Annotated in this window: 11 protein-coding genes; 6 read left to right on the top strand and 5 right to left on the bottom strand. The window is 66.8% G+C overall.

Annotated elements, in window-relative coordinates:
- Positions 1 to 14 precede the first annotated feature (14 nt).
- The 4 genes from ACT54L_RS12955 to secA form a co-directional block, all read right to left on the bottom strand.
- On the bottom strand, positions 15 to 1,184 hold the full coding sequence (locus ACT54L_RS12955) for an efflux RND transporter periplasmic adaptor subunit (protein ID WP_476085998.1): 1,170 nt from the start codon (positions 1,182 to 1,184) through the stop codon (positions 15 to 17).
- Between the two features lie 109 nt (positions 1,185 to 1,293).
- Positions 1,294 to 1,908: a TetR/AcrR family transcriptional regulator gene (locus ACT54L_RS12950; protein WP_476085997.1), complete on the bottom strand. Its 615-nt coding sequence runs from the start codon at positions 1,906 to 1,908 to the stop codon at positions 1,294 to 1,296.
- 155 nt (positions 1,909 to 2,063) lie between these two features.
- Complete coding sequence (gene putA, locus ACT54L_RS12945; protein ID WP_476085996.1) at positions 2,064 to 5,933, bottom strand: trifunctional transcriptional regulator/proline dehydrogenase/L-glutamate gamma-semialdehyde dehydrogenase; 3,870 nt, start codon at positions 5,931 to 5,933, stop codon at positions 2,064 to 2,066.
- Between the two features lie 197 nt (positions 5,934 to 6,130).
- Positions 6,131 to 8,911 carry a preprotein translocase subunit SecA gene (gene secA, locus ACT54L_RS12940; protein WP_476085995.1) on the bottom strand — a complete coding sequence of 927 codons (2,781 nt, stop codon included), beginning with the start codon at positions 8,909 to 8,911 and terminating at the stop codon, positions 6,131 to 6,133.
- Between the two features lie 479 nt (positions 8,912 to 9,390).
- Between secA and ACT54L_RS12935 the strand changes: the two genes are divergently transcribed.
- The 4 genes from ACT54L_RS12935 (at position 9,391) to ACT54L_RS12920 (ending at position 18,171) form a co-directional block, all read left to right on the top strand.
- Positions 9,391 to 10,653, top strand: a complete 1,263-nt coding sequence (locus tag ACT54L_RS12935; RefSeq protein WP_476086342.1) for an efflux RND transporter periplasmic adaptor subunit — start codon at positions 9,391 to 9,393, stop codon at positions 10,651 to 10,653.
- A gap of 30 nt (positions 10,654 to 10,683) precedes the next feature.
- A complete protein-coding gene (locus tag ACT54L_RS12930; protein WP_476085994.1) occupies positions 10,684 to 13,875 on the top strand; it encodes an efflux RND transporter permease subunit in 3,192 nt (1,063 codons plus the stop codon).
- A gap of 132 nt (positions 13,876 to 14,007) precedes the next feature.
- Positions 14,008 to 17,343: a transglutaminase family protein gene (locus tag ACT54L_RS12925; protein ID WP_476085993.1), complete on the top strand. Its 3,336-nt coding sequence runs from the start codon at positions 14,008 to 14,010 to the stop codon at positions 17,341 to 17,343.
- Positions 17,344 to 17,661: 318 nt separating this feature from the next.
- Positions 17,662 to 18,171 carry a hypothetical protein gene (locus ACT54L_RS12920; protein ID WP_476085992.1) on the top strand — a complete coding sequence of 170 codons (510 nt, stop codon included), beginning with the start codon at positions 17,662 to 17,664 and terminating at the stop codon, positions 18,169 to 18,171.
- A gap of 73 nt (positions 18,172 to 18,244) precedes the next feature.
- On the opposite strand, the gene ACT54L_RS12915 is transcribed toward ACT54L_RS12920, so the two are convergent.
- Positions 18,245 to 18,835 carry a hypothetical protein gene (locus ACT54L_RS12915; RefSeq protein WP_476085991.1) on the bottom strand — a complete coding sequence of 197 codons (591 nt, stop codon included), beginning with the start codon at positions 18,833 to 18,835 and terminating at the stop codon, positions 18,245 to 18,247.
- Between the two features lie 437 nt (positions 18,836 to 19,272).
- On the opposite strand from ACT54L_RS12915, the gene nifH reads away from it, so the two are divergent.
- Positions 19,273 to 20,172: a nitrogenase iron protein gene (gene nifH / locus ACT54L_RS12910; RefSeq protein ID WP_476085990.1), complete on the top strand. Its 900-nt coding sequence runs from the start codon at positions 19,273 to 19,275 to the stop codon at positions 20,170 to 20,172.
- A 61-nt stretch (positions 20,173 to 20,233) separates the two neighbouring features.
- Positions 20,234 to 21,754: a nitrogenase molybdenum-iron protein alpha chain gene (gene nifD / locus ACT54L_RS12905; RefSeq protein WP_476085989.1), complete on the top strand. Its 1,521-nt coding sequence runs from the start codon at positions 20,234 to 20,236 to the stop codon at positions 21,752 to 21,754.
- Positions 21,755 to 21,882: the final 128 nt, after the last annotated feature.

Here is a 21,882-nt window from a genome sequence, read left to right as displayed (position 1 = left end):
GGTCGGCCCCCCGGTCACTTGGCGGATGCGGGCGCGGGCGTCGCGCCGGCCACGTTCACCGCCGCCGGCACCGTGCGCACCACGCGGCCGGGGTCGAGCGTCTGGACGCCCATGGTGACCACCTGCTCCCCGCCGGTGAGGCCCTCGGACACCAGGGCGGAATCGGAGGTATAGCCGGCCACCGTCACGGGGCGCGCCTCCAGGGTATGGGTGGTGGCATCGACCACGAACACTCGCGCGCCCGATCCCTTGTCGAACACGGCCGAGAGCGGCAGGCGGGCCACATTCACCAGATTGGTGGGACGCAAGATGACGAAGGTGGTCATGCCCAAGGCCACCGTGTCGTCGGCATTCTCGATGGTGAAGCGGGCGGCATAGGTGCGGCTGGTCGCGTCGGCCTGGGGGGACAGTTCGCGCAGGCGCGCCTTGAACACCCGGTTGGGCTCGGCCCAGAGGGTGACCGTGGCGGTATCGGCGCGGGCCGAGGCAAGGGCGGTTTCCGGCAGGGCGACGGCGGCCTCCTTCTCGTCCAGGCGGGCGATGCGGGCCACCGTCTGGCCGGCGGTGACCACCTGGCCGGGCTCGGCGGAGGTGGACATGACCACGCCGTCCGCGTCGGCCTTCAGGTCGGTGTAAGCCAATTGGTTGCGGGCCAGATCCAGGGCGCGGCGGGCCCGCTCAAGCCGGCCGGCGGCCTCTTCCTTGGCCACCGTCTTGCGGTCGAGGTCGGCATTGGAGGCAAAGCCCCGGGCGGTGAGGGTGCGGTAGCGCCCGTCCTCGGCCGTGGTCTGGGCGAGATTGGCGGTGGCGGCGGCAAACTCGGCTTCCGCGCTTTCCAATTGCAGGCGCAGGTCCTGCGGGTCGAGGGTGGCGATCACTTGCCCCGCCTTCACCCGCTGGCCCACATCCACGAAGCGCTGCACCACCTTGCCCGCCACCCGGAAGGACAGGTCGATCTCCCGCCGCGCCCGCACCACGCCCACGAAGCTCTTGTCCGCCTCCAGCGGGGCCATCGCCACCGTCATCACCTGCACCGGGCGGGCAGGCGGACCGGCCTCCTCGGCGGGGGCGGGATCGCCGCAGCCGGCCAGCAGCAGGCCGAGGCCGAGGACGGGGAGCAGGCGCAGCAGAAGCGCGCGCCCGGAGGCGGGCTGGACCGGAACAGGGGACGAGAGGGCGGGCATGGCGCGAAGTCCGGTTCAACGGGGTGAAGGGTTACGTGTCATGACTGACGAAAGTTCATCTTCGTCAGAAAAAAGGGACAAAAAGACCCCGGCGCAGAGCGCCGGGGGCTCAGAGCGGCGCCGGCGCGGTGGAGATGGCGCGCAGGAGGAAGCGCATGGTGTTGCGCAACTGGCCGTCCAGATCCTCTTCGATGCACTGGACCACCAGCACCGGATGGCAGAAGGGCACCATGCAGCCCATGATGATCTCCGGCACGTCGGTGTGGGGATGGGGGAGGAAAACACCGGCCTCCACCCCCTCCTTCAGCAGCCCGGCGATGATCGATTTGATGTTTTCCTTGTGGCCCTCGATGGAGTCCCAATTGTTCTCCATGGCCACCAGGACCATGTCGTGCACCCGCCGCTCCACCAGGAAATTGTCCCGGTGATACTTCAGGATGGCGAGAAACATCTCCTCCAGCCGCTGGCCGGGGGGCACATCGGCCCGCGCGATGGCTCGCGCCTCCTCCTCGATCTCGCCGAGGCAACGGTTGCAGATGGTCTCCACGATGGCGGTCTTGGACGGGAAGAAGCGATAGACATTGGCCGGCGACATGCCCACCTCAGCGGCGATGTCAGCCACTGCCGTCTTGGCAAATCCCATGCGGCGGAACAGCTCTTCCGCCACCCGCGCGATGCGTTCGCGGGTTTCCTCTGCCGTTTCCTTGGGCCGTGTCACTGCCATGGGTTCATCCGATCTGATTGCTGATGAATATCGAAATTCATCAGCAATACGCAAGCGGATTTTTCCACATTCGGACACGGTCCCCCCCAGGGCACGAAAAAGCCCTCCCCCCGTCGGGGAGAGGGCGCGGCAGCACCGGCCGTGTCGCCGGGCGGTCAGCCGATGGTCATGAGCGAGGCATTGCCGCCGGCCGCCGCCGTATTGGTGCTGATGGAGCGCTCTTCCAGCAACCATTCCAGCGGATAGTCGGCCCCCTCCCCCAGTTCGGAGGCGGAGAGCCCGTGCACCGCCACCAGCGGCCCGTCCCTTTCCGCCAATTGCCGGTCGAGGGCGAGCAAGGTGTCGGCGTCGCCCTCGAACAGCACCGCATCGAGCCGCCCTTCCGGCAGGCCGCGCACCCGCGTGATCCGGGCGGCCACCGCCGGGGGCAAGCCCTCCAGCAGGCCGTCGAGGGAGGTTGGCGCGTCCAGCAGCACGCCATTGCCCGCCGCGAGCGCCGCACCCACCTGGAGCACCAGGCCGAGCGAGGTTGCGGGGTGGCAGAGCACCGTGCCGCGCGGCTTCAGGGCATAGAGATTGGATTCGCCCACCGGCCCCGCCAGCTCCTGCACCCGGCCAGGCAGCGCCCGTGCCGCCAGCCGCGCGCAGCGGGCCACCACCGCCTCCGGCACGCCCTTGGCTTCCAGATGCGCGCCCCAGGCCAACGCGGCGGCGTCCGGGGCCGGAGCGTTGCCCTCCCCGGGCGCATAAGCCGGGCGCACCGCCAGAAGCCGGTTCACATAAAGCGGCCCACCCGCCTTGGGGCCGGTGCCGGACAGGCCGTGCCCGCCAAAGGGCTGCACGCCCACCACGGCGCCGATGAGGTTGCGGTTCACATAGAGATTGCCGGCGCTGGCCTTCGCCGTCACCTCGGCGATGGTCTCGTCGATGCGGGTGTGAAGGCCGAAGGTGAGCCCATAACCGGTGGCGGCGATGGCCTGAAGCAGCGCGTCCCGGTCCTCGCGGGCATAGCGCACCACATGGAGGACGGGGCCGAACACCTCGCGGGTGAGCGCGCCGATGGCGTCGATCTCGATCAGGGTCGGGGCGACGAAGGTGCCGTGCCGGCATTCCTCCGGCAGCGGCGCCTCCTCGATGGCAAAGCCCTTCTCCCGCATGGCAGCCACATGGGCGAGAATGCCCTCGCGCGCGCCGGCGGTGATGACCGGCCCCACATCGGTGGCGAGCCGCGCGGGATTGCCGATGCGCAATTCCTTCAACGCACCGCGCAGCATGGCGAGCGTCCGGTCGGCGACCTCCTCCTGGAGGCACAGGATGCGCAGGGCCGAGCAGCGCTGGCCGGCGGAATCGAAGGCGGACGCGATCACATCCGCCACCACCTGTTCCGCCAGTGCGGAGGAATCCACCACCAAGGCATTCTGCCCGCCGGTCTCCGCGATGAGGGGAATGGGCCGCCCATCGGGACCCAGCCTCTGGGCGAGCGTGGCGCGGATCAGGCGGGCCACTTCCGTGGAGCCGGTGAACATGACGCCGCGCACGCCGGCATCGGCCACCAGCGCCGCGCCCACCGTGCCATCGCCGGGAAGGAGAATGAGCGCACCGGGAGGCACCCCGGCCTCCCGCAGCATGCCCACCATGGCGGCGGCAATGAGGGGAGTCTCCTCCGCGGGCTTGGCGATCACCGTATTGCCGGCGGCGAGCGCCGCGGCCACCTGGCCGGTGAAGATGGCGAGCGGGAAGTTCCAGGGGCTGATACACACCACCGGACCCAGCGGGCGATGGGTGTCATTGTCGAAGCCCTCCGCCTGCGCCGCATAATAGCGCAGGAAATCCACCGCCTCGCGCACCTCGCCCACCGCATTGGGCAGGGACTTGCCGGCCTCGCGCACGATGAGTCCGAGCAGGCTCGGCATGCGCTCTTCCAGCAAATCCGCTGCCCGGCGCAGGCAGCGCGCCCGCTCATGCGGCGGGGTCGCCGGCCACACGGCGCCAAGGCGGGCGCTCTCTTCCACCGCGCGGGAGGCGAGGGCTGGGTCCGCCTCCACCACGCGGCCCACTTCGTCGCGCAGATCGGCGGGATTGCGCACGGGGCGCCCCTCCCCTTCCATCGCGCCGTCGGCCAGCAGCGGCTCGGCCAGATGCGCCTCATGGGCGCTGGCGAGCAGCGCACTGCCCAGCGCCGCCAATTGCTGCTCGTTGGAGAGGTCCAGCCCCGCCGAATTGACCCGTCCGTCCGGGAACAGCCGGCGCGGCAAGGCGATGCGAGGATGGGGCGCGCCCTGGGGGCGGATGGCGGCGGCTTCCGCAACGGGATCGGCGATGAGCGCCTCGATGGGGATGTTCGCATCCGCGATGCGGTGCACGAAGGAGGTGTTGGCGCCATTCTCCAGGAGGCGCCGCACCAGATAGGCGAGCAGCGTCTCGTGGGTGCCCACGGGGGCATAGATGCGGCAGGGCCGGTTCAGCTTGTCCGCGCCCACCACCTCTTCATAGAGCGGCTCGCCCATGCCGTGCAGGCACTGGAACTCATACTGGCCGGGATAATAATTGCCGCCGCCCATGGCCAGGATGGCCGAAAGCGTCTGGGCATTGTGGGTGGCAAATTGCGGGAAGACCGCGTCCGGCGCGCGCAGCAGCTTGCGGGCGCAGGCGAGATAGGAGACGTCGGTATAGACCTTGCGGGTATAGACCGGGAAGCCTTCCAGGCCATCCACCTGGGCGCGCTTGATCTCGGCATCCCAATAGGCGCCCTTCACCAGGCGCACCATCATGCGCCGGCCGCTGCGGCGGGCGAGATCAATGACGAAGTCGAGCACGAAGGGCGCCCGCTTCTGATAGGCCTGCACCACGAAGCCGATGCCGTTCCAGCCGGCAAGGTCCGGGTCGAAGGCCAGTTGCTCGAGAATGTCGAGGGAGAGGTCCAGCCGGTCGGCCTCCTCCGCGTCGATGTTCAGCCCGATGTCATAGGAGCGCGCCAGGTGCACGAGGGCGCGCACGCGGGGCAGCAGTTCGGCCAGCACCCGCTCGCGCTGGGCGCGGGAATAGCGCGGATGGAGCGCGGACAGCTTGATGGAGATGCCCGGCCCCTCATAGATGCCGCGCTTGCCGGAAGCCTTGCCGATGGCGTGCACCGCCTGCTCGTAGCTGGCGAAATAGCGGTCCGCATCGGCCGCCGTCATGGCCGCCTCGCCCAGCATGTCATAGGAATAGCGGAAGCCCTTCGCCTCCATCTTGCGGGCATTGGCAAGCGCTTCGGTGATGGTCTGGCCGGAGACGAACTGCTCGCCCATCATGCGCATGGCCAGATCCACGCCGGCCCGGATGAGCGGCTCGCCGCCCTTGCCCACAAGGCGCGTCAGGGCCGAGGACAGGCCGCTTTCGCTGGCGGTGGCCGTGAGCTTGCCGGTGACGAGCAGCCCCCAGGTGGCCGCGTTCACGAACAAAGAGCGGCTGTGGCCGAGGTGGGAGAGCCAGTCGCCCCGGCCGATCTTGTCGCGGATGAGAGCATCGCGGGTGGGGCGGTCGGGGATGCGCAGCAGCGCCTCGGCCAGGCACATGAGGGCGACGCCCTCCTGGCTGGAGAGGTCATATTCCCGGATCAGCGCCTCCACCGCGCCCCGGCCCGCCTTCTCGCGCAGGGCGGTGACCAGGGTGCGGGCGGTGGCGGCCACCTCGTCGGCCAGCGCATCGGGCAGGCTCGCCTCGGCGACGAGGCGCGGCACGCATTCGTCTTCCGGCAGGCGATAGGCGGCGGTGATGCGGCTGCGCAGATGGCCCTCCGCCTTCACGGAGCGGGCGAAGTCCAGGAAGGGGTTCTCCCCGCCCGAGCCCGCCAACGCCTCGGCCAAAGTCGCGTCCGCGCCGGAAAGATCGGTGGCGCCGCCTTCCGCCTCCAGGCGGTCCAGCAGGGTGACGAGGGCCTGCTTCAGCATCCAATGGGGCGTGCGCCCATGGCGCTCGGCGGCGAGGCGCAGCCGCTCCCTGAGGGTGTCGTCGACCTTGATGCCGAGGGTGGTGGTGACCATGGCGGGGCTCCGGGGTTCTGCCCGGCAGAGAACAAGGTGCAACCCACTCTGTCAATCAGGTTAACCTGACCGATGCAAAAGTTTCACCCGCCGTGTGCACGGCGCCTCACCCCACCCGCGCGCAAACAAAAAAAAGGGCGCCCCCAGCGGGAGCGCCCTTCTTCAATTCACCCCAGCGCCCGAAGGCGCGGCCCGCCTCAGGCGAAGCGGCCGTGGCAGTGCTTGAACTTCTTGCCGGAGCCGCAGGGGCAATTCTCGTTGCGGCCCACCTTGCCCCAGGTGGAGGGGTCGTTGGGGTCGCGGTTGGCAACGGCCACGTCGCCCGCCACTTCAGGGGCGGGACGGAACCCCAGGGCCGCGGCGGCCGAGGCCATCTCGTCCTCGCCGGTGACCGGGTCCATATGGTGCGCCTCCATGGGCGGCAGTTCCTCCTGGGGCGGCGGGGAGGTGACGATCTCCACCCGCATCAGCTGGGTGGTGACGATCTCCCGCAGCCGGCCCAGCATGGCCGAGAACAGCTGGAAGGCTTCCGACTTGTACTCGTTCAGCGGGTCGCGCTGGGCATAGCCGCGCAGGCCCACCACCTGGCGCAGATGGTCGAGCATGGCGATGTGCTCGCGCCACAGATGATCCAGCGTCTGGAGAAGGATGGACTTCTCCACATAGCGCATCAGATCGGGGCCGTACTTGGCGACCTTGCCGGCCATCCATTCGTCGGCGCGCCGGGTGATGCGCTCCACCACCTCGGGGCCGCCGATGCCCTCTTCCTTGGCCCAGTCCTCAATGGGCAGGTCGAGCGTCAGCACGTCGCGCACGGCGAAGTCGAGGCCCTTCACGTCCCACTGCTCGGGATAGGAATTGGCGGGGATATATTTGGCGACGAGGTCGGCGATGACGGTGTGGCGCATCTCCTCCACGGTCTCGGCGACATTGTCGTCGGTCATGAGGTCGAGGCGCTGCTCGAACACCACCTTGCGCTGGTCGTTGAGCACGTCGTCATATTTCAAGAGGTTCTTGCGGATGTCGTAGTTCCGCGCTTCCACCTTCTGCTGCGCCTTTTCCAGCGCCTTGTTGATCCAGGGGTGGATGATGGCCTCGCCTTCCTTCAGGCCGAGGCGCTGGAGCATGCCGTCGAGCCGGTCGGACCCGAAGATGCGCATCAGGTCGTCGTCGAGGGAGAGGAAGAACTTGGAATGGCCGGGGTCGCCCTGGCGGCCGGAGCGGCCGCGCAGCTGGTTGTCGATGCGCCGGCTCTCGTGACGCTCGGTGCCGAGCACCATCAGGCCACCCGCCGCCAGCGCCTTCTTCTTGAGCACCAGCACCTCGTCGCGGATGGCCTGCTCGCGCGCGGCGCGCTCGGGCGAATCCGGCGGCACGTCGGTCAGCTCGTGGGCAATGCGCATGTCCGCATTGCCGCCGAGCTGGATGTCGGTGCCGCGGCCGGCCATGTTGGTGGCAATGGTGATGGCGCCGGGGACGCCGGCCTGGGCGACGATATAGGCTTCCTGCTCGTGATAGCGGGCGTTCAGCACCGCGAACACCTTGCCGGGGGTGTGGCCGCTGAAGGCCTCGGGGTCTGAGAAGTCCTTCTGGATGAAGCCGGCCTTCACCAGGAGCGAAGCCAGAAGCTCCGACTTCTCGATGGAGGTGGTGCCCACCAGCACCGGCTGGCCCTTCTCGTGCGCCTCGCCGATCACCTTGATGATGGCGTCATATTTCTCGGCGGCGGTGCGATAGACCTCGTCATCGTCGTCGATGCGGGAAACCGGCACGTTGGTGGGGATCTCCACCACGTCGAGGCGATAAATGTCGGCGAACTCGGCCGCCTCGGTGGAGGCGGTGCCGGTCATGCCGGCGAGCTTCTCATAGAGGCGGAAATAGTTCTGGAAGGTGATGGAGGCCAGAGTCTGGTTCTCCGGCTGCACCTGTACGCGCTCCTTGGCTTCGAGCGCCTGGTGCAGGCCTTCCGAATAGCGCCGGCCAGGCATCATGCGGCCGGTGAACTCGTCGATGATGACCACTTCGTTGTTGCGGACAATATAGTCCTTGTCGCGCTGGAACAGCGTGTGGGCGCGCAGCGCCTGGTTCACATGGTGGACCACCGAGACATTCTCGATGTCATAGAGCGAGTCGGACTTCAGCAGCCCGGCCTCGGAGAGCATCTGCTCCATCTTCTCCATGCCGGCCTCGGTCATGGCGACGGAGCGCTGCTTCTCGTCCACCTCATAGTCTTCCTTGGTGAGGCGGGGGATGTAGGTGTCGATGGTGTTGTAGAAGTCGGAGCGGTCGTCCAGCGGACCGGAAATGATGAGAGGCGTGCGCGCCTCGTCCACCAGGATGGAGTCCACCTCGTCGACGATGGCGAAGAAGTGCGGCCGCTGCACCATCTGCGAGCGGTCATACTTCATATTGTCGCGCAGATAGTCGAAGCCCAGCTCGTTGTTGGTGGCGTAGGTGACGTCGCTGTTATAGGCGGCGCGGCGCTGCTCGTCGTCGAGGCCGTGGACGATGATGCCCGTGGTCAGGCCGAGGAAGCGGTAGATGCGGGCCATCCATTCCGCGTCGCGGCGGGCCAGATAGTCGTTCACCGTCACCACGTGCACGCCCTTGCCGGCGAGCGCGTTCAGATAGACCGGGGCGGTGGCCACCAGCGTCTTGCCTTCGCCGGTCTTCATCTCGGCGATGCCGCCCTCGTGGAGCACCATGCCGCCGAGCATCTGCACGTCGAACGGGCGCATGCCCAGCACGCGCTTGGCCGCTTCGCGGGCGGTGGCGAAGGCAGGCACCAGCAGATCGTCGAGGCTCTTGCCGGCGGCCAGCTGGGCGCGGAACTCGGCGGTGCGCCCGCGCAATTCATCGTCGCTCAGCGCCGCCATCTGCGGCTCCAGGGCATTGATGGCCTGGAGTTTGGGGCGCAAGCCCTTGACCCTGCGGTCGTTCGCGGAGCCGAAAATCTTGCGGGCAAGTCCACCGAACATCGTAAAATCTCTATCCGTTCCGTCTCGGAGCGCGGAGGGGGCAGACGGGCGGCCCGGCCCTCCGGAAATCTGGTCCCTCGTCGCGCCGGAACCTTGGACACCGGGAAGACGGCATCATCAAGTCCCGGACATGCCGCGCCCCACTTCCCAAAGGGGAGGCGCGCACGCCGGCGCACGGCATGGGGCAAGGGTCGCCACCATACCGCGGGGACACTTATGAACGGGGGGGAGGCTTGTCAATGCAAGCCGCCGCCCGCGGTGCCGCTTTGCCGGACGCGCCAGGGGAGGACACGGCGCGGACCAGGGGGTCGGCAAGTGGTACCGGAGGGCGCGCGCAGCGGCGGACAAACGCCAGAAACATAAGCCGTGGCGCGGGCACCACGCGAGTGAAGGAACCGATTTGGACCATTCTCTTTCATGGACACGTCAGAGGTCGCTGCTTAGTATCCGCGCGATCGCTCGATCGGGGGTTGGGTATGATGGTATTGGTACGCGGTACGTGTGCGCGCAAGTCTGAACTCCGGCCCGGTCGCCCGGGGTTCATCTTGGCAGCAACGGCGCTCGTCTCGGTCGCGCTTGCGGGCTGCGAGGAGAAGAACACCTACGTCGCCCCGCCCCCGCCCACCGTCACCGTCGCCGCCGCGCCCCTGCAGCCGGTGACGCGATACCTGGAGCTGACCGGCAACACCGCCTCCATCAATACGGTGGACCTGAACGCCCGCGTCCAGGGCTTCCTGACCGGCATCAAATATAAGGACGGCGCCCTGGTGAAGAAGGGCACCGTGCTGTTCACCATCGAGCAGGACCAGTATCTGGCCAGCCTCGACTCGGCCAAGGCGACGCTCGCCGCCAACCAGGCGCTGCAGGTGCAGGCGGAAGCCGAGTTCAACCGCCAGAATCAGCTGGCCAAGCAGGACTTCGCCTCCCAGGCCGCCCTCGACCAGGCCCGCGCCAAGCGCGACCAGTCGGTGGCCAACGTGCAGAACGCCCAGGCCCAGGTGGAAACCGCCAAGATCAATCTGGGCTACACCCAGGTCATGGCGCCGTTCGACGGCGTGGTCACCGCGCACTTGCAGGATGTGGGCGCGCTGGTGGGCTATAGCGGGCCCACCAAGCTCGCCACCATCGTGGAAGTGAACCCCATCTATGTGTGGTTCACCGTCTCCGAGAACCAGGTGCTGCGCATCAAGGAAGCGCTGGCCGCCCAGGGCAAGACGCTCGCCCATCTGGCCGAGAACCTCACCGACATCCCCGTGGAGATCGGCCTCCAGACCGAGGACGGCTACCCCCACAAGGGCAAGCTCGACTATGTGGCGCCGCAGGTGGATGTGAACACCGGCACGCTGACGGTGCGCGGCATCTTCGACAACAAGGATCTCAGCCTGCTGCCCGGCCTGTTCGCCCGCGTGCGCCTGCCGCTCGGCAAGCCCGAGGACATGGTGGTGGTGGACGACACCGCGGTGGGCGCCAATCAGAGCGGCTCCTACGTGCTGGTGGTGGGCGCCGACAACAAGGTGGCGCAGAAGTCGGTCCAGCTCGGCCAGCTTCAGGACAACGGCCTGCGCGCCATCACCAAGGGCCTTGCGGCCGGCGACCGGGTGGTCGTGAACGGCATCCAGCGCGCCGTGCCCGGCGCCACCGTGACGGTGGAGACCGGCACCATGACCGCTCCCCAGAAGAAGAAGGCCATCAGCCCCGCGGACAACACGCCCGGCACCCCCGCGCCGGCCACCAAGAACTGACGTCGGCTCCTCGAACCCAAGGCAGCGAACATGATCTCGCGCTTTTTCATCGAGCGACCGGTTCTGGCCAACGTCCTCGCTCTGCTGTTCGTGCTCATCGGCGCGGTGTGCCTCTTGCGCCTGCCGGTGGCCCAGTATCCCAACATCGTGCCGCCCACGGTCACGGTGTCCACCTCCTATCCCGGCGCCAGCGCCAAGACCATCGTCGACACCGTCGCCTTGCCCATCGAGCAGCAGGTGAACGGCGTGCAGGGCATGCTCTACATGCAGTCCTGGGCGGCCTCGGACGGCACCTATACGCTGGTGGTGACCTTCGCCATCGGCACCGACCCGAACATGGCGCAGGTGCTGGTGCAGAACCGCGTTTCCATCGCCATGGCCTCGCTGCCCACCTCGGTGCAGACGCAGGGCGTGACCGTGCTCCAGAAGGGCACGTCGATCCTGGAATTCGTGTCACTGACCTCGCCGGACGGGCGCTATGACGGCCTGTTCCTGTCCAACTACGCCGCCATCTATGTGCAGAACGAGCTGGCCCGCCTGCCCGGCGTCGGCAACGTCTTCATCTTCGGCGTCGGCGACTACGCCATGCGCATCTGGCTCGACCCGGACAAGATGCAGGCGGTGGGCGTCACCCCCTCCGACGTCACCCAGGCGGTCAAGGGCCAGAGCCAGGAGGTCACCGCCGGCCAGGTGGGCGCGCCACCGGCAGGCGGCAAGGCCAGTTTCCAATATACGGTGAACATCCAGGGCCGCCTTAACGACGTGCCCGATTATGAGAACATCATCGTCAAGGTGGACAACCAGGATGGCGGCCGCATCGTCCGCATCCGGGACATCGGCCGGGTGGAGCTGGGCGCGCAGTCCTATTCCAAGACCTTCACCCTCGACAACAAGCCGGCCACCGGCATCGCCATCTTCCAGCTGCCGGAGGCCAACGCGCTCGACGTGGCGGCCGCGGTCAAGGCCAAGATGGAGGAGCTGAAGCCCGCCTTCCCCGAAGGCGTCGCCTACGAAATCCCCTTCGACACCACCAAGTTCGTCTCCGCCTCCATCGACGAGGTCTACAAGACCTTGTACGAAGCCGGCATCCTGGTGCTGGTGGTCATCATCCTCTTCCTCCAGGACTGGCGCGCCACCCTGGTGCCCGCCACCACCGTGCCGGTGACCATCATCGGCGCCTTCGCCGCCATGGCGGCGCTGGGCTTCACGGTGAACCTGACCACCCTGTTCGCGCTCATCCTGGCCATCGGCATCGTGGTGGACGACGCCATCGTGATCGTGGAGGGCGTGGCGCGGCACATCGAGGAAGGCATGGACGGCCGCCCGGCGGCGGAAAAGGCCATGGACGAACTGTTCGGCCCGGTCATCGGCATCACGCTGGTGCTGATGTCGGTGTTCCTGCCGGCCTCCTTCATCCCCGGCCTGTCGGGCGAGATGTTCAAGCAGTTCGCGCTGGTCATCGCCGCCACCGCGGTCATCTCGGCCATCAACGCCGCCACCCTGAAGCCCACCCAGTGCGCCCTGTGGCTGCGCAAGCCCACCCCGCCGGAGCAGCGCAACTTCTTCTTCCGCGGCTTCAACGCGGTCTATGACAAGTGCGAGCACTGGTACGCGGGCCTCATCAGCCGCATGGTGCATCATTCCAAGCTGATGGTGGTGGTGGCCCTGGCGCTCATCACCGCCGCCATCTACGGCATCAGCCGCGTGCCCACCTCGTTCCTGCCCATCGAGGACCAGGGCTATGTGGTGCTGGCGGTGCAGCTGCCCGAAGGCTCCTCCATGGAGCGCACCCAGCTGGTGGTGAACCAGGTCTCCGCCATCGCCCAGAAGGTGCCCGGCGTCGACACGGTGCTCGGCATCACCGGCATCTCCGCCCTCGACAACAACGCCACCTTGTCCAACGCGGGCGTGCTCTATGTCACCTTCACCGACTGGAGCGTGCGCGAGAAGAACAAGGGCGAGGACCTGCTGTCCATCTACCTGCGCATGAACAAGGACTTCGAGCAGGTGCAGGACGCCTCGGTGATGGTGCTGGTGCCGCCGGCCATCCAGGGCATCGGCAACGCCTCCGGCTTCACCATGCAGCCGCAGATCCGCGACGGCAATTTCGACTACCAGTTGCTCTCCAAGGTGGCCGACGCCATCATCGAGAAGGCGACGGCCCAGTCCGCCCTGTCGCACGTGTCCACCTCGTTCCGGGTGGGGGCGCCGCAATTGCAGGTGGAGGTCAACCGCATCAAGGCCGAGACCCTGGGCATCGGCGTGAACCAGGTGTTCTCCACCATCTCCACCTATGTGGGCTCCAGCTACGTCACCCAGATCAACAAGTTCGGCAACGTCTTCCAGGTCTATGCCCAGGCCGACAGCAAGGCCCGCATCCTGCCGGAGGACCTGAACAATCTGAAGGTGAAGGCCGGCAATGGGACCATGGTGCCGCTGGGCACGCTGATCGACATCCGCGTGTTGCCGGGCGCGCCGCTGATCTCGCTCTACAACCTGTATCCGACCGCCACCATCGTGGGCGTCAACTCGCAGGGCTATTCGTCCGGCCAGGCGCTCGACCTGATGGCGCAGATCGCGGCCGCCACCTTGCCGCCCAGCATGGGCTATGAGTGGACCGCCATGTCGTATCAGGAGAAGCAGGTCGGCAACCAGATGTACTATGTCTTCGGACTGGCCATCATCCTGGTCTACATGGTGCTCGCCGGCCAGTATGAGAGCTGGATCCAGCCGCTCTCCGTGATCCTGGCGGTGCCGCTGGCGCTGCTCGGCACGGTCTCGGCGCTGCTGGGCATCGGGATTGCCAACAATCTCTACACCCAGATCGGCCTCGTGCTCCTGATCGCGCTCGCCTCCAAGAACGCGATCCTGATCGTGGAATATGCCCGAGAACGGCGCGCCGAGGGCATGGATGTGATGGAGGCGGCGGTGGAGGCGGCACGGTTGCGGTTCCGTCCCATCCTCATGACCTCCTTCGCCTTCATCCTGGGCGTGCTGCCGCTGGTCTTCGCCACCGGCGCCGGCGCCAATTCCCGCAAGTCCATCGGCATCGCCGTGGTCTCGGGCATGCTGGCCTCCACCTGCCTGGCGGTGCTGTTCGTGCCCTCCTTCTTCACCGTGCTGCAGCGGTTCGAGGAGAAGGTGCTGAAGAAGAAGCCGCCGCAGCCCGCGGCCGGGGACGGGCCGGAGCCCGCCAAGGGCGGCGCCGCGCATCCCGCGTGACACGCAAGGGCAGGACGGTCTCCGTCCTGCCCTTATTTTCGGCAGGGCGCGCCGCAAAGACGCGCTTCCGCGCCGCTAACCCCTTGTCTAACCTTGGGCTTGCCTTTTGCCCACCGCAGCCGGTGACACACCATGCCCATCCTGACGAGCCTGCATCACGTTACCAGCTACACCTATGACAAGCCGGTGGCGCTCGGGCCCCAGATCATCCGCCTGCGCCCGGCGCCCCACTGCCGCACCGAGATACCTTCCTATTCGCTGAAGGTCTCTCCGGCCGAGCACTTCATCAATTGGCAGCAGGACCCGTTCGGCAATTGGCAGGCCCGTCTCGTCTTCCCGGAGAAGACGACGGAGTTCAAGGTGGAGGTGGACCTCCACGCCTCCATGGCGGTCATCAATCCCTTCGACTTCTTCATCGAGGATTATGCCGAGCATTTCCCCTTCGACTATGCGCCCGAGCTGAAGAAGGAACTGACCCCCTATCTGGAGCTGGAGGACGCAGGCCCCCTGCTCGACGCCTATGTGGCCGCCATCCCCCGCGAGAAGAAGCGGATGGTGGACTTCCTGGTGGAGCTGAACCAGAAGATCCAGGGCCAGGTGGGCTATGTGATCCGCATGGAGCCGGGCGTCCAGACCCCGGACGAGACCCTGGAAAAGGGCCTCGGCTCCTGCCGCGATTCCGGCTGGCTGCTGGTGCAGGTGCTGCGCCGCCTCGGCCTCGCCGCCCGCTTCGTGTCCGGCTATCTCATCCAGCTGCGTCCCGACGTGAAGTCCCTGGACGGCCCCTCCGGCACGGAAGTGGACTTCACCGACCTGCACGCCTGGGCGGAAGTCTATCTGCCCGGCGCCGGCTGGATCGGCCTTGACGCCACCTCCGGCCTCCTGTGCGGCGAGGGCCACCTGCCGCTGGCCGCCACCCCCCATTATCGCTCCGCCGCCCCCATCTCCGGCCTGGTGGAGCCGGCGGAAGTGGAATTCGGCTTCGACATGCGGGTGGACCGCATCGCGGAAGCCCCCCGCGTCACCTTGCCCTTCTCGGACGAAAGCTGGGCGGCGCTCAATGCGCTCGGCGAGACCGTGGATGCGGACCTCAAGGCCCACGACGTGCGCCTGACCATGGGCGGCGAGCCCACCTTCGTGTCCATCGACGATTACGAAGGCGCGGAATGGAACACGGCGGCGCTGGGCCCCATGAAGCGGGGCAAGGCGGACGAGCTGATCCGCCGCCTGCGCGGGAAGTTCGCGGCCGGCGGCCTCCTCCATTATGGCCAGGGCAAGTGGTATCCCGGCGAGGACCTGCCGCGCTGGTCCTTCGGCCTGTTCTGGCGCAAGGATGGCAAGCCCATCTGGCACGACGAGGCGCTGATCGCCTATGAGACCACCCATTATGGGGTGGGCGCCAGCGAGGCGCAGCGCTTCTCCAGCGCGCTGGCCGAGCGGCTCGGCCTGAAGGACGAGAATGTCATTCCGGCCTATGAGGACATTGCCTACTTCATCCTGAAGGAAGCAAACCTGCCGGAAAATCTGGAGCCCGGCGATCCCCGCATCAAGGACCCCATCGCCCGCAAGGCCATGGCGGATGCCTTCGCCCAGGGGCTGGGCACCCCCAAGGGCTTTGCCATTCCGGTGCAGCGCCTGAATTCCCGCGCGGGTGGCGGCTGGCTGAGCGAGGCCTGGCGCTTCCGCCGCGGCCACATGTTCCTGGTGCCCGGCGACAGCCCCATCGGCTTCCGCCTGCCGCTGGATTCGCTGGCCTATATCCCGGCCACCCTCTATCCCCACACCATTCCCGCCGATCCGCTGGACCCGCGACCGGACCTGCCGGACCCGGACGAGATCGCCCAGGCCTATCGCCGCGACGGCACCACCGGGGCCATTCCGGCGGCCGAGCGGGCCCGCGCCAATGTGCGGGAATATCTCTCCTATTCCCCGCCCGCCGGCCCCTTCTATGTGCGCACCGCCATCGCCATCGAGCCGCGCGACGGTCATTTGTGCGTGTTCATGCCGCCGGTGGAGGCGCTGGAGGATTATCTGGAACTGGTCACCGCCGTGGAGGCGGTGGCGGAGGAATTGAAGCTTCCCATCCATCTGGAAGGCTATCCCCCGCCCTACGACCCGCGCCTGGAAGTCATCCGCATCGCCCCCGATCCGGGCGTGCTGGAAGTCAACGTCCACCCTTCCGACAATTGGCAGGGCTGCGTCGAGACCACCCGCATTCTCTATGACGAGGCCCATCAGACCCGCCTCGGCACCGAGAAATTCATGCTGGACGGGCGCCATTCCGGCACCGGTGGCGGCAACCATGTGGTGGTGGGCGGCCGCACCCCGGCCGACAGCCCCTTCCTGCGCCGGCCGGACCTGCTGAAAAGCCTGATCCTCTACTGGCAGCGCCATCCCTCGCTGTCCTATCTGTTCTCGGGCCTTTTCATCGGCCCGACCTCGCAGCATCCGCGCATCGACGAGGCCCGGCACGACAGCCTCTATGAGCTGGAAATCGCGCTCTCCAAATTCCCCTATCCGGGCACGGACCTGCCGCCGCCGCCCTGGCTGGTGGACCGGTTGCTGCGCAACATCCTCATCGACGTGACCGGCAACACCCACCGCACGGAAATCTCCATCGACAAGCTCTATTCGCCGGATGGCCCCACGGGGCGGCTCGGCCTGGTGGAGTTCCGCTGCTTCGAGATGCCGCCGGATTGGCGCATGAGCCTTGCCCAGCAATTGCTGCTGCGCGCGCTCATCATGATGTTCTGGAAGCAGCCCATCACGGGGGGCTGCGTGCGCTGGGGCACCACGCTCAATGACCGCTTCATGCTCGGCCATTATGTGTGGGAAGATTTCAAGGACGTGCTCTCCGACCTGACGGACGCGGGCTACGCCTTTGATCCCGAATGGTTCCGCGCCCAGTTCGAGTTCCGCTTCCCGGCCTATGGCAAGGTCCATTATGCCGGCGTCGACCTGGAATTGCGCAGCGCGCTGGAACCCTGGCACGTGCTGGGCGAGGAAGGGGCCATCGGCGGCACCGTGCGCTATGTGGATTCCTCCGTGGAGCGCATCCAGGTGAAGGTGGAGGGCTTCAATCCCGCCCGCTTCGTCCTCACCTGCAACGGCCGCCGCGTGCCGCTCGCCCCCACCGGGCGCAACGGCACCTATGTGGCGGGCGTGCGCTACAAGGCCTGGCAGCCGCCGGAGGGCCTGCACCCCACCATTCCCGTGCACACCCCGCTCACCTTCGACATCATCGACACCTGGAGCGGGCGGTCGCGCGGCGGCGTGGTCTATTATGTCGCCCATCCGGCGGGTCGCAATTACGAGACCTATCCGGTCAATTCCTACGAGGCGGAGGCCCGCCGCCTGGCGCGCTTCCAGCCCCACGGCCATACGCCCGGCATGACCCATGTGCCGGCCGAGACCGCGCCGGACGAGTTCCCCACCACGCTGGACCTGCGCCGCCCCATCGGCGTGTGAGGCGGGGGCGACCCCATTCGGGCCGCCTTCCCCGCCACAGGCTGCGGACGGTGCGCACCGCCCCCTTTGAGGCCGGCCCGCCACACGGGCCGGCCTTTTTGCTGCCAAGGGCGCCAGCCCCCGCGCCGCGACGCACAACCGCCTCGCCAGGGCGCGGCGGACGTGCTTATAGACATGGGATCAGGCGCGGCGGCGCACCCGGCAAACCATAGCGGGGCACCGCCACCGGGCCGGGCGAAAGCCGCGCTGAACCAAGAAGACAAGCCGCTTGCGCGCGGCTGCAGCAGGCCGGGTGGCCGGGTGCCAAGAGGGGGTCGGATGATCTTTTCGCTTCTGCCGGCGCACCTCGCGCCGGTCCTCCTTTCGGCCAGCCTGTTCGCGGGCGTGGTGCCGGCGCCGCAGGCGACGCCCGCCTCCGATCCCGCGCCGGTGGAAACCAAGTTTTCCGAGGTGAGCGGCTGGACCATCACGGCGGTGAGCGTGGACGGCCAATATGTGCGCTGCGCCGCCCTGCCCCCCGCCACCGCCCACATCGACGCCAGCTTCGAGAAGAGCAGCGAGGGCTGGGTCCTGCTGGTGCCCTCCGAGGCCCGCGGCGACGAGGTGAAGGGGCGCATCGAGATCGACGGCAAGGCCGCCAAGGCCACCTTCTATCGCCTGGACGACGACCGCGTGGGTGCCTTCCTGAAGGAGGGGCAGCTCAAAGCGCTGCGCACCGGCAAGCTCCTGGCGGTTACCATCGGCCCCGAGCAGACCAAGGTGCCGCTGGAAGGCGTGCCGCCGGTGCTCACCGCCCTCGCCGCCTGCGACAAGAAGGGCGGCGCCTGAGGGCGCCAGCCTCCCCCGCCCCCTCCCCGCCGAGCCCGGCCGGCGGACGGCCGACCCGGCAGGGCACAAGCGCTCACACCGGCCGGTTCTCGCCGGGGTCCCGCACCGGCCCCATGAGGGCGAGGCCCTCGGCAAAGGTCAGCTCTGGCCATTTGGCGGAGAATTTGGCCGCCTTGTCGGCGATAAAGTCCTGCTTGCCGGCCGTATCCAGCTTTTTCAGGTCGTTCTTGTCGATCTTCAAGAGGTCCAGCAGCTCGTTATAGACGGTGGCCTCGTCGATGGGCAGAACCAGGAAAGTCGCCCCGCCCAGCGCCACCTTGAATTTCTTGTCCAAGGGGATGTTGTTGCAGAAGAGGAAGTATTTTCCTTCCGGCGACAGCGTGTCGCCCAGCACGTCCGCCAGGATGCCGGCATATTCAAACGACAGGAGATAGGCCGCGAAGAAGGAAATGGTCGCCTCCCCCTCCCGGCTCACCGAGAGCACCTGGTCCACCGCCAGCTCCGGCGGCCGCTTCTCGCCGGCGACCGTGGGGGTGAACTTGAGCGCCAGCTCGCCCCGGAAGCCGAACCGGCCGGGCTTGTGCGTCGGGCCCTTCAACACGGGGTTCAGGAGGCGCCCCTCGCTTTCCAGGCGGGCGAAAGCGGTCTGGTCGATGACGGTCATGGCGAAGTCCTTCTCAAGTAAAGCCGCACGCCGCGGTGCAAGTTCGGCACCAGCCCCCTAAGCCTTGAATTGCGGTGTTCCGCGCGGTGAACGGGCGCTCCAAGCCGAGATCACCGTCCATTTCCGGCCCCTCGCCGACATCCCTGTCGCTCACCCGACAAAGCCGTCCGACAATCCTGACGGGATGGGAAAAGGCCGACACGGCTTTTCGGAAGCGCACAGGGCTGTCGTGTTTTGTCGGTTTCGAGACAGCCCCAATTCGGCCGACACCGCCCCGACACGACCGCACAAGCCATTGTTTCAACAGCATTTTCAGAAGTGGCACGCCCCGCCCCGGCGCTTGGCACGGCGGTTGCGGGAGGAAGTGCGGTGGCGGCGAGCGCCGCGCGCCAATGGTGGCATCGCAAGATGTCGGAACAACCAAGTGGGGTTTGACCATGGCCGGTCTGCGCCAAATTGCTTTCTACGGGAAGGGTGGCATTGGAAAGTCCACCACTTCCCAGAATACCCTCGCCGCGCTCGTCGAAATGGGTCAGAAGATCCTGATCGTCGGCTGCGATCCCAAGGCGGATTCCACCCGCCTGATCTTGAACGCCAAGGCCCAGGACACCGTCCTGTCCCTGGCGGCCGAGGCTGGCTCCGTGGAAGATCTTGAGCTCGAGGACGTGCTCAAGATCGGCTACAAGGGCATCAAGTGCGTCGAGTCCGGCGGTCCCGAGCCGGGCGTCGGCTGCGCCGGACGCGGCGTCATTACTTCGATCAACTTCCTCGAAGAGAATGGCGCCTATGATGATGTGGACTATGTGTCCTACGACGTGCTCGGCGACGTGGTGTGCGGCGGCTTCGCCATGCCCATCCGCGAGAACAAGGCGCAGGAAATCTACATCGTCATGTCCGGTGAGATGATGGCCCTCTATGCGGCCAACAATATCGCCAAGGGCATCTTGAAGTATGCCCATTCCGGCGGCGTGCGCCTGGGCGGGCTCATCTGCAACGAGCGCCAGACCGACCGCGAGTGGGACCTGGCCGATGCTCTGGCCAAGCGCCTGAATTCGCAGCTCATCCATTTCGTGCCGCGCGACAACATCGTCCAGCACGCCGAGCTGCGCCGCCAGACGGTGATCGAGTACGCGCCCGACAGCAAGCAGGCGCAAGAATATCGCATGCTGGCGAACAAGGTTCATGGCAATGCGGGCAAGGGAACCATCCCGACCCCCATCACCATGGAAGAACTGGAAGAGATGTTGCTGGACTTCGGCATCATGAAGACCGAGGAACAGCAGCTCGCCGAGCTCGCCGCCAAGGAAGCCGCCAAGGCCGCCGCCGCGGCCGTCTGACCCAACGCGGCCCGGCACCCCGCCGGGCCGCCCCGCCGCTCACTTTGAGAGGTCGACTGCCATGAGCCTCGATTACGAAAACGACGGCGCGCTCCACGAGAAGATCATCGAGGACGTGCTGTCCGCCTATCCCGACAAATTCGCCAAGCGCCGGCGCAAGCATTTGTCCGTCGCCAAGGGCGTCGATGAAGTCGAAGAGACAGCCGAGGGGGAGGAGAAGCTCCTCACCGAATGTGATGTCAAGTCCAACATCAAGTCCATCCCGGGCGTGATGACGATCCGCGGCTGCGCCTATGCTGGATCGAAGGGCGTGGTGTGGGGTCCGATCAAGGACATGGTCCACATCTCCCACGGACCTGTTGGCTGCGGCCAGTATTCCTGGTCCCAGCGCCGCAACTATTATATCGGCACAACGGGCATCGATACCTTCGTGACCATGCAGTTCACGTCCGACTTCCAGGAGAAGGACATCGTCTTCGGCGGCGACAAGAAGCTCGACAAGGTCATCACCGAGATCGAGACTCTGTTCCCTCTGAATCACGGCGTGACCATCCAGTCGGAATGCCCCATCGGCCTGATCGGCGATGATATCGAGGCCGTGGCGAAGAAGAAGAACAAGGAAATCGGCAAGACCATCGTGCCCGTCCGGTGCGAAGGCTTCCGTGGCGTTTCTCAGTCGCTCGGCCATCACATCGCCAACGATGCGATCCGGGACTGGGTCTTCGAGAAGCAGGACGGCACGCTGGAGTTCGAGACGTCGCCTTATGACGTCAATGTCATCGGCGACTACAATATCGGCGGCGATGCCTGGGCGTCCCGCATCCTGCTGGAAGAAATGGGCCTGCGCATCGTCGGCAACTGGTCGGGCGACGCGACGCTCGCCGAGATCGAGCGCGCGCCGAAGGCCAAGCTCAACCTCATCCATTGCTACCGGTCGATGAACTATATCTGCCGCTACATGGAAGAGAAGTATTCGATCCCGTGGATGGAATACAACTTCTTCGGCCCTTCCCAGATCGCCGCCTCGCTGCGCAAGATTGCCAAGCATTACGGGCCGGAGATCGAGGAGAAGGCCGAGGCCGTGATCGCCAAGTACCAGCCTCTGGTCGATGCGGTCATCGCCAAGTACCGGCCGCGCCTCGAAGGCAAGAAGGTGATGCTCTATGTGGGTGGCCTGCGCCCCCGCCACGTCATCACCGCCTATGAGGACCTGGGCATGGAAATCGCCGGAACGGGCTATGAATTCGCCCATAACGACGACTACCAGCGCACCGGACATTACGTGAAGGAGGGCACGCTCATCTATGACGACGTGACCGGCTACGAGCTGGAGAAGTTCATCGAGAAGATCCGCCCGGATCTGGTGGGCTCCGGCATCAAGGAAAAGTATCCGGTGCAGAAGATGGGTATTCCCTTCCGCCAGATGCATTCCTGGGACTATTCGGGCCCCTATCACGGCTATGACGGCTTCGCCATCTTCGCCCGCGACATGGACCTGGCCATCAACAATCCGGTCTGGGGCCTGTTCGATCCGCCCTGGAAGAAGAAGGACTCCGCCCCGCTGCTCCAGGCGGCGGAGTGACATCCCCCTCCGGCCCGCCCCGCGCGGGCCGGATCTAACCCTTTGATCCGCAAGGATTACCAGCGTGCCCTTGGGCGCGATCGGGTGAACCTTGCCTGAGCCGAACCCGGCCGCCCCATGCGGGGAGA

It is taken from the genome of Aquabacter sp. DMC10, assembly GCF_056314145.1.
Note: the sequence above shows the minus strand (reverse complement) of the source record. Positions and strands in the feature narration are given on the sequence as shown.

Coding starts and splice junctions, on each gene's coding strand:
- ACT54L_RS12955 (WP_476085998.1), bottom strand. CDS start 1,184: ATGCCCGCCCTCTCGTCCCCTGTTCCGGTCCAGCCCGCCTCCGGGCGC.
- ACT54L_RS12950 (WP_476085997.1), bottom strand. CDS start 1,908: ATGGCAGTGACACGGCCCAAGGAAACGGCAGAGGAAACCCGCGAACGC.
- putA (WP_476085996.1), bottom strand. CDS start 5,933: ATGGTCACCACCACCCTCGGCATCAAGGTCGACGACACCCTCAGGGAG.
- secA (WP_476085995.1), bottom strand. CDS start 8,911: ATGTTCGGTGGACTTGCCCGCAAGATTTTCGGCTCCGCGAACGACCGC.
- ACT54L_RS12935 (WP_476086342.1), top strand. CDS start 9,391: ATGGTATTGGTACGCGGTACGTGTGCGCGCAAGTCTGAACTCCGGCCC.
- ACT54L_RS12930 (WP_476085994.1), top strand. CDS start 10,684: ATGATCTCGCGCTTTTTCATCGAGCGACCGGTTCTGGCCAACGTCCTC.
- ACT54L_RS12925 (WP_476085993.1), top strand. CDS start 14,008: ATGCCCATCCTGACGAGCCTGCATCACGTTACCAGCTACACCTATGAC.
- ACT54L_RS12920 (WP_476085992.1), top strand. CDS start 17,662: ATGATCTTTTCGCTTCTGCCGGCGCACCTCGCGCCGGTCCTCCTTTCG.
- ACT54L_RS12915 (WP_476085991.1), bottom strand. CDS start 18,835: ATGACCGTCATCGACCAGACCGCTTTCGCCCGCCTGGAAAGCGAGGGG.
- nifH (WP_476085990.1), top strand. CDS start 19,273: ATGGCCGGTCTGCGCCAAATTGCTTTCTACGGGAAGGGTGGCATTGGA.
- nifD (WP_476085989.1), top strand. CDS start 20,234: ATGAGCCTCGATTACGAAAACGACGGCGCGCTCCACGAGAAGATCATC.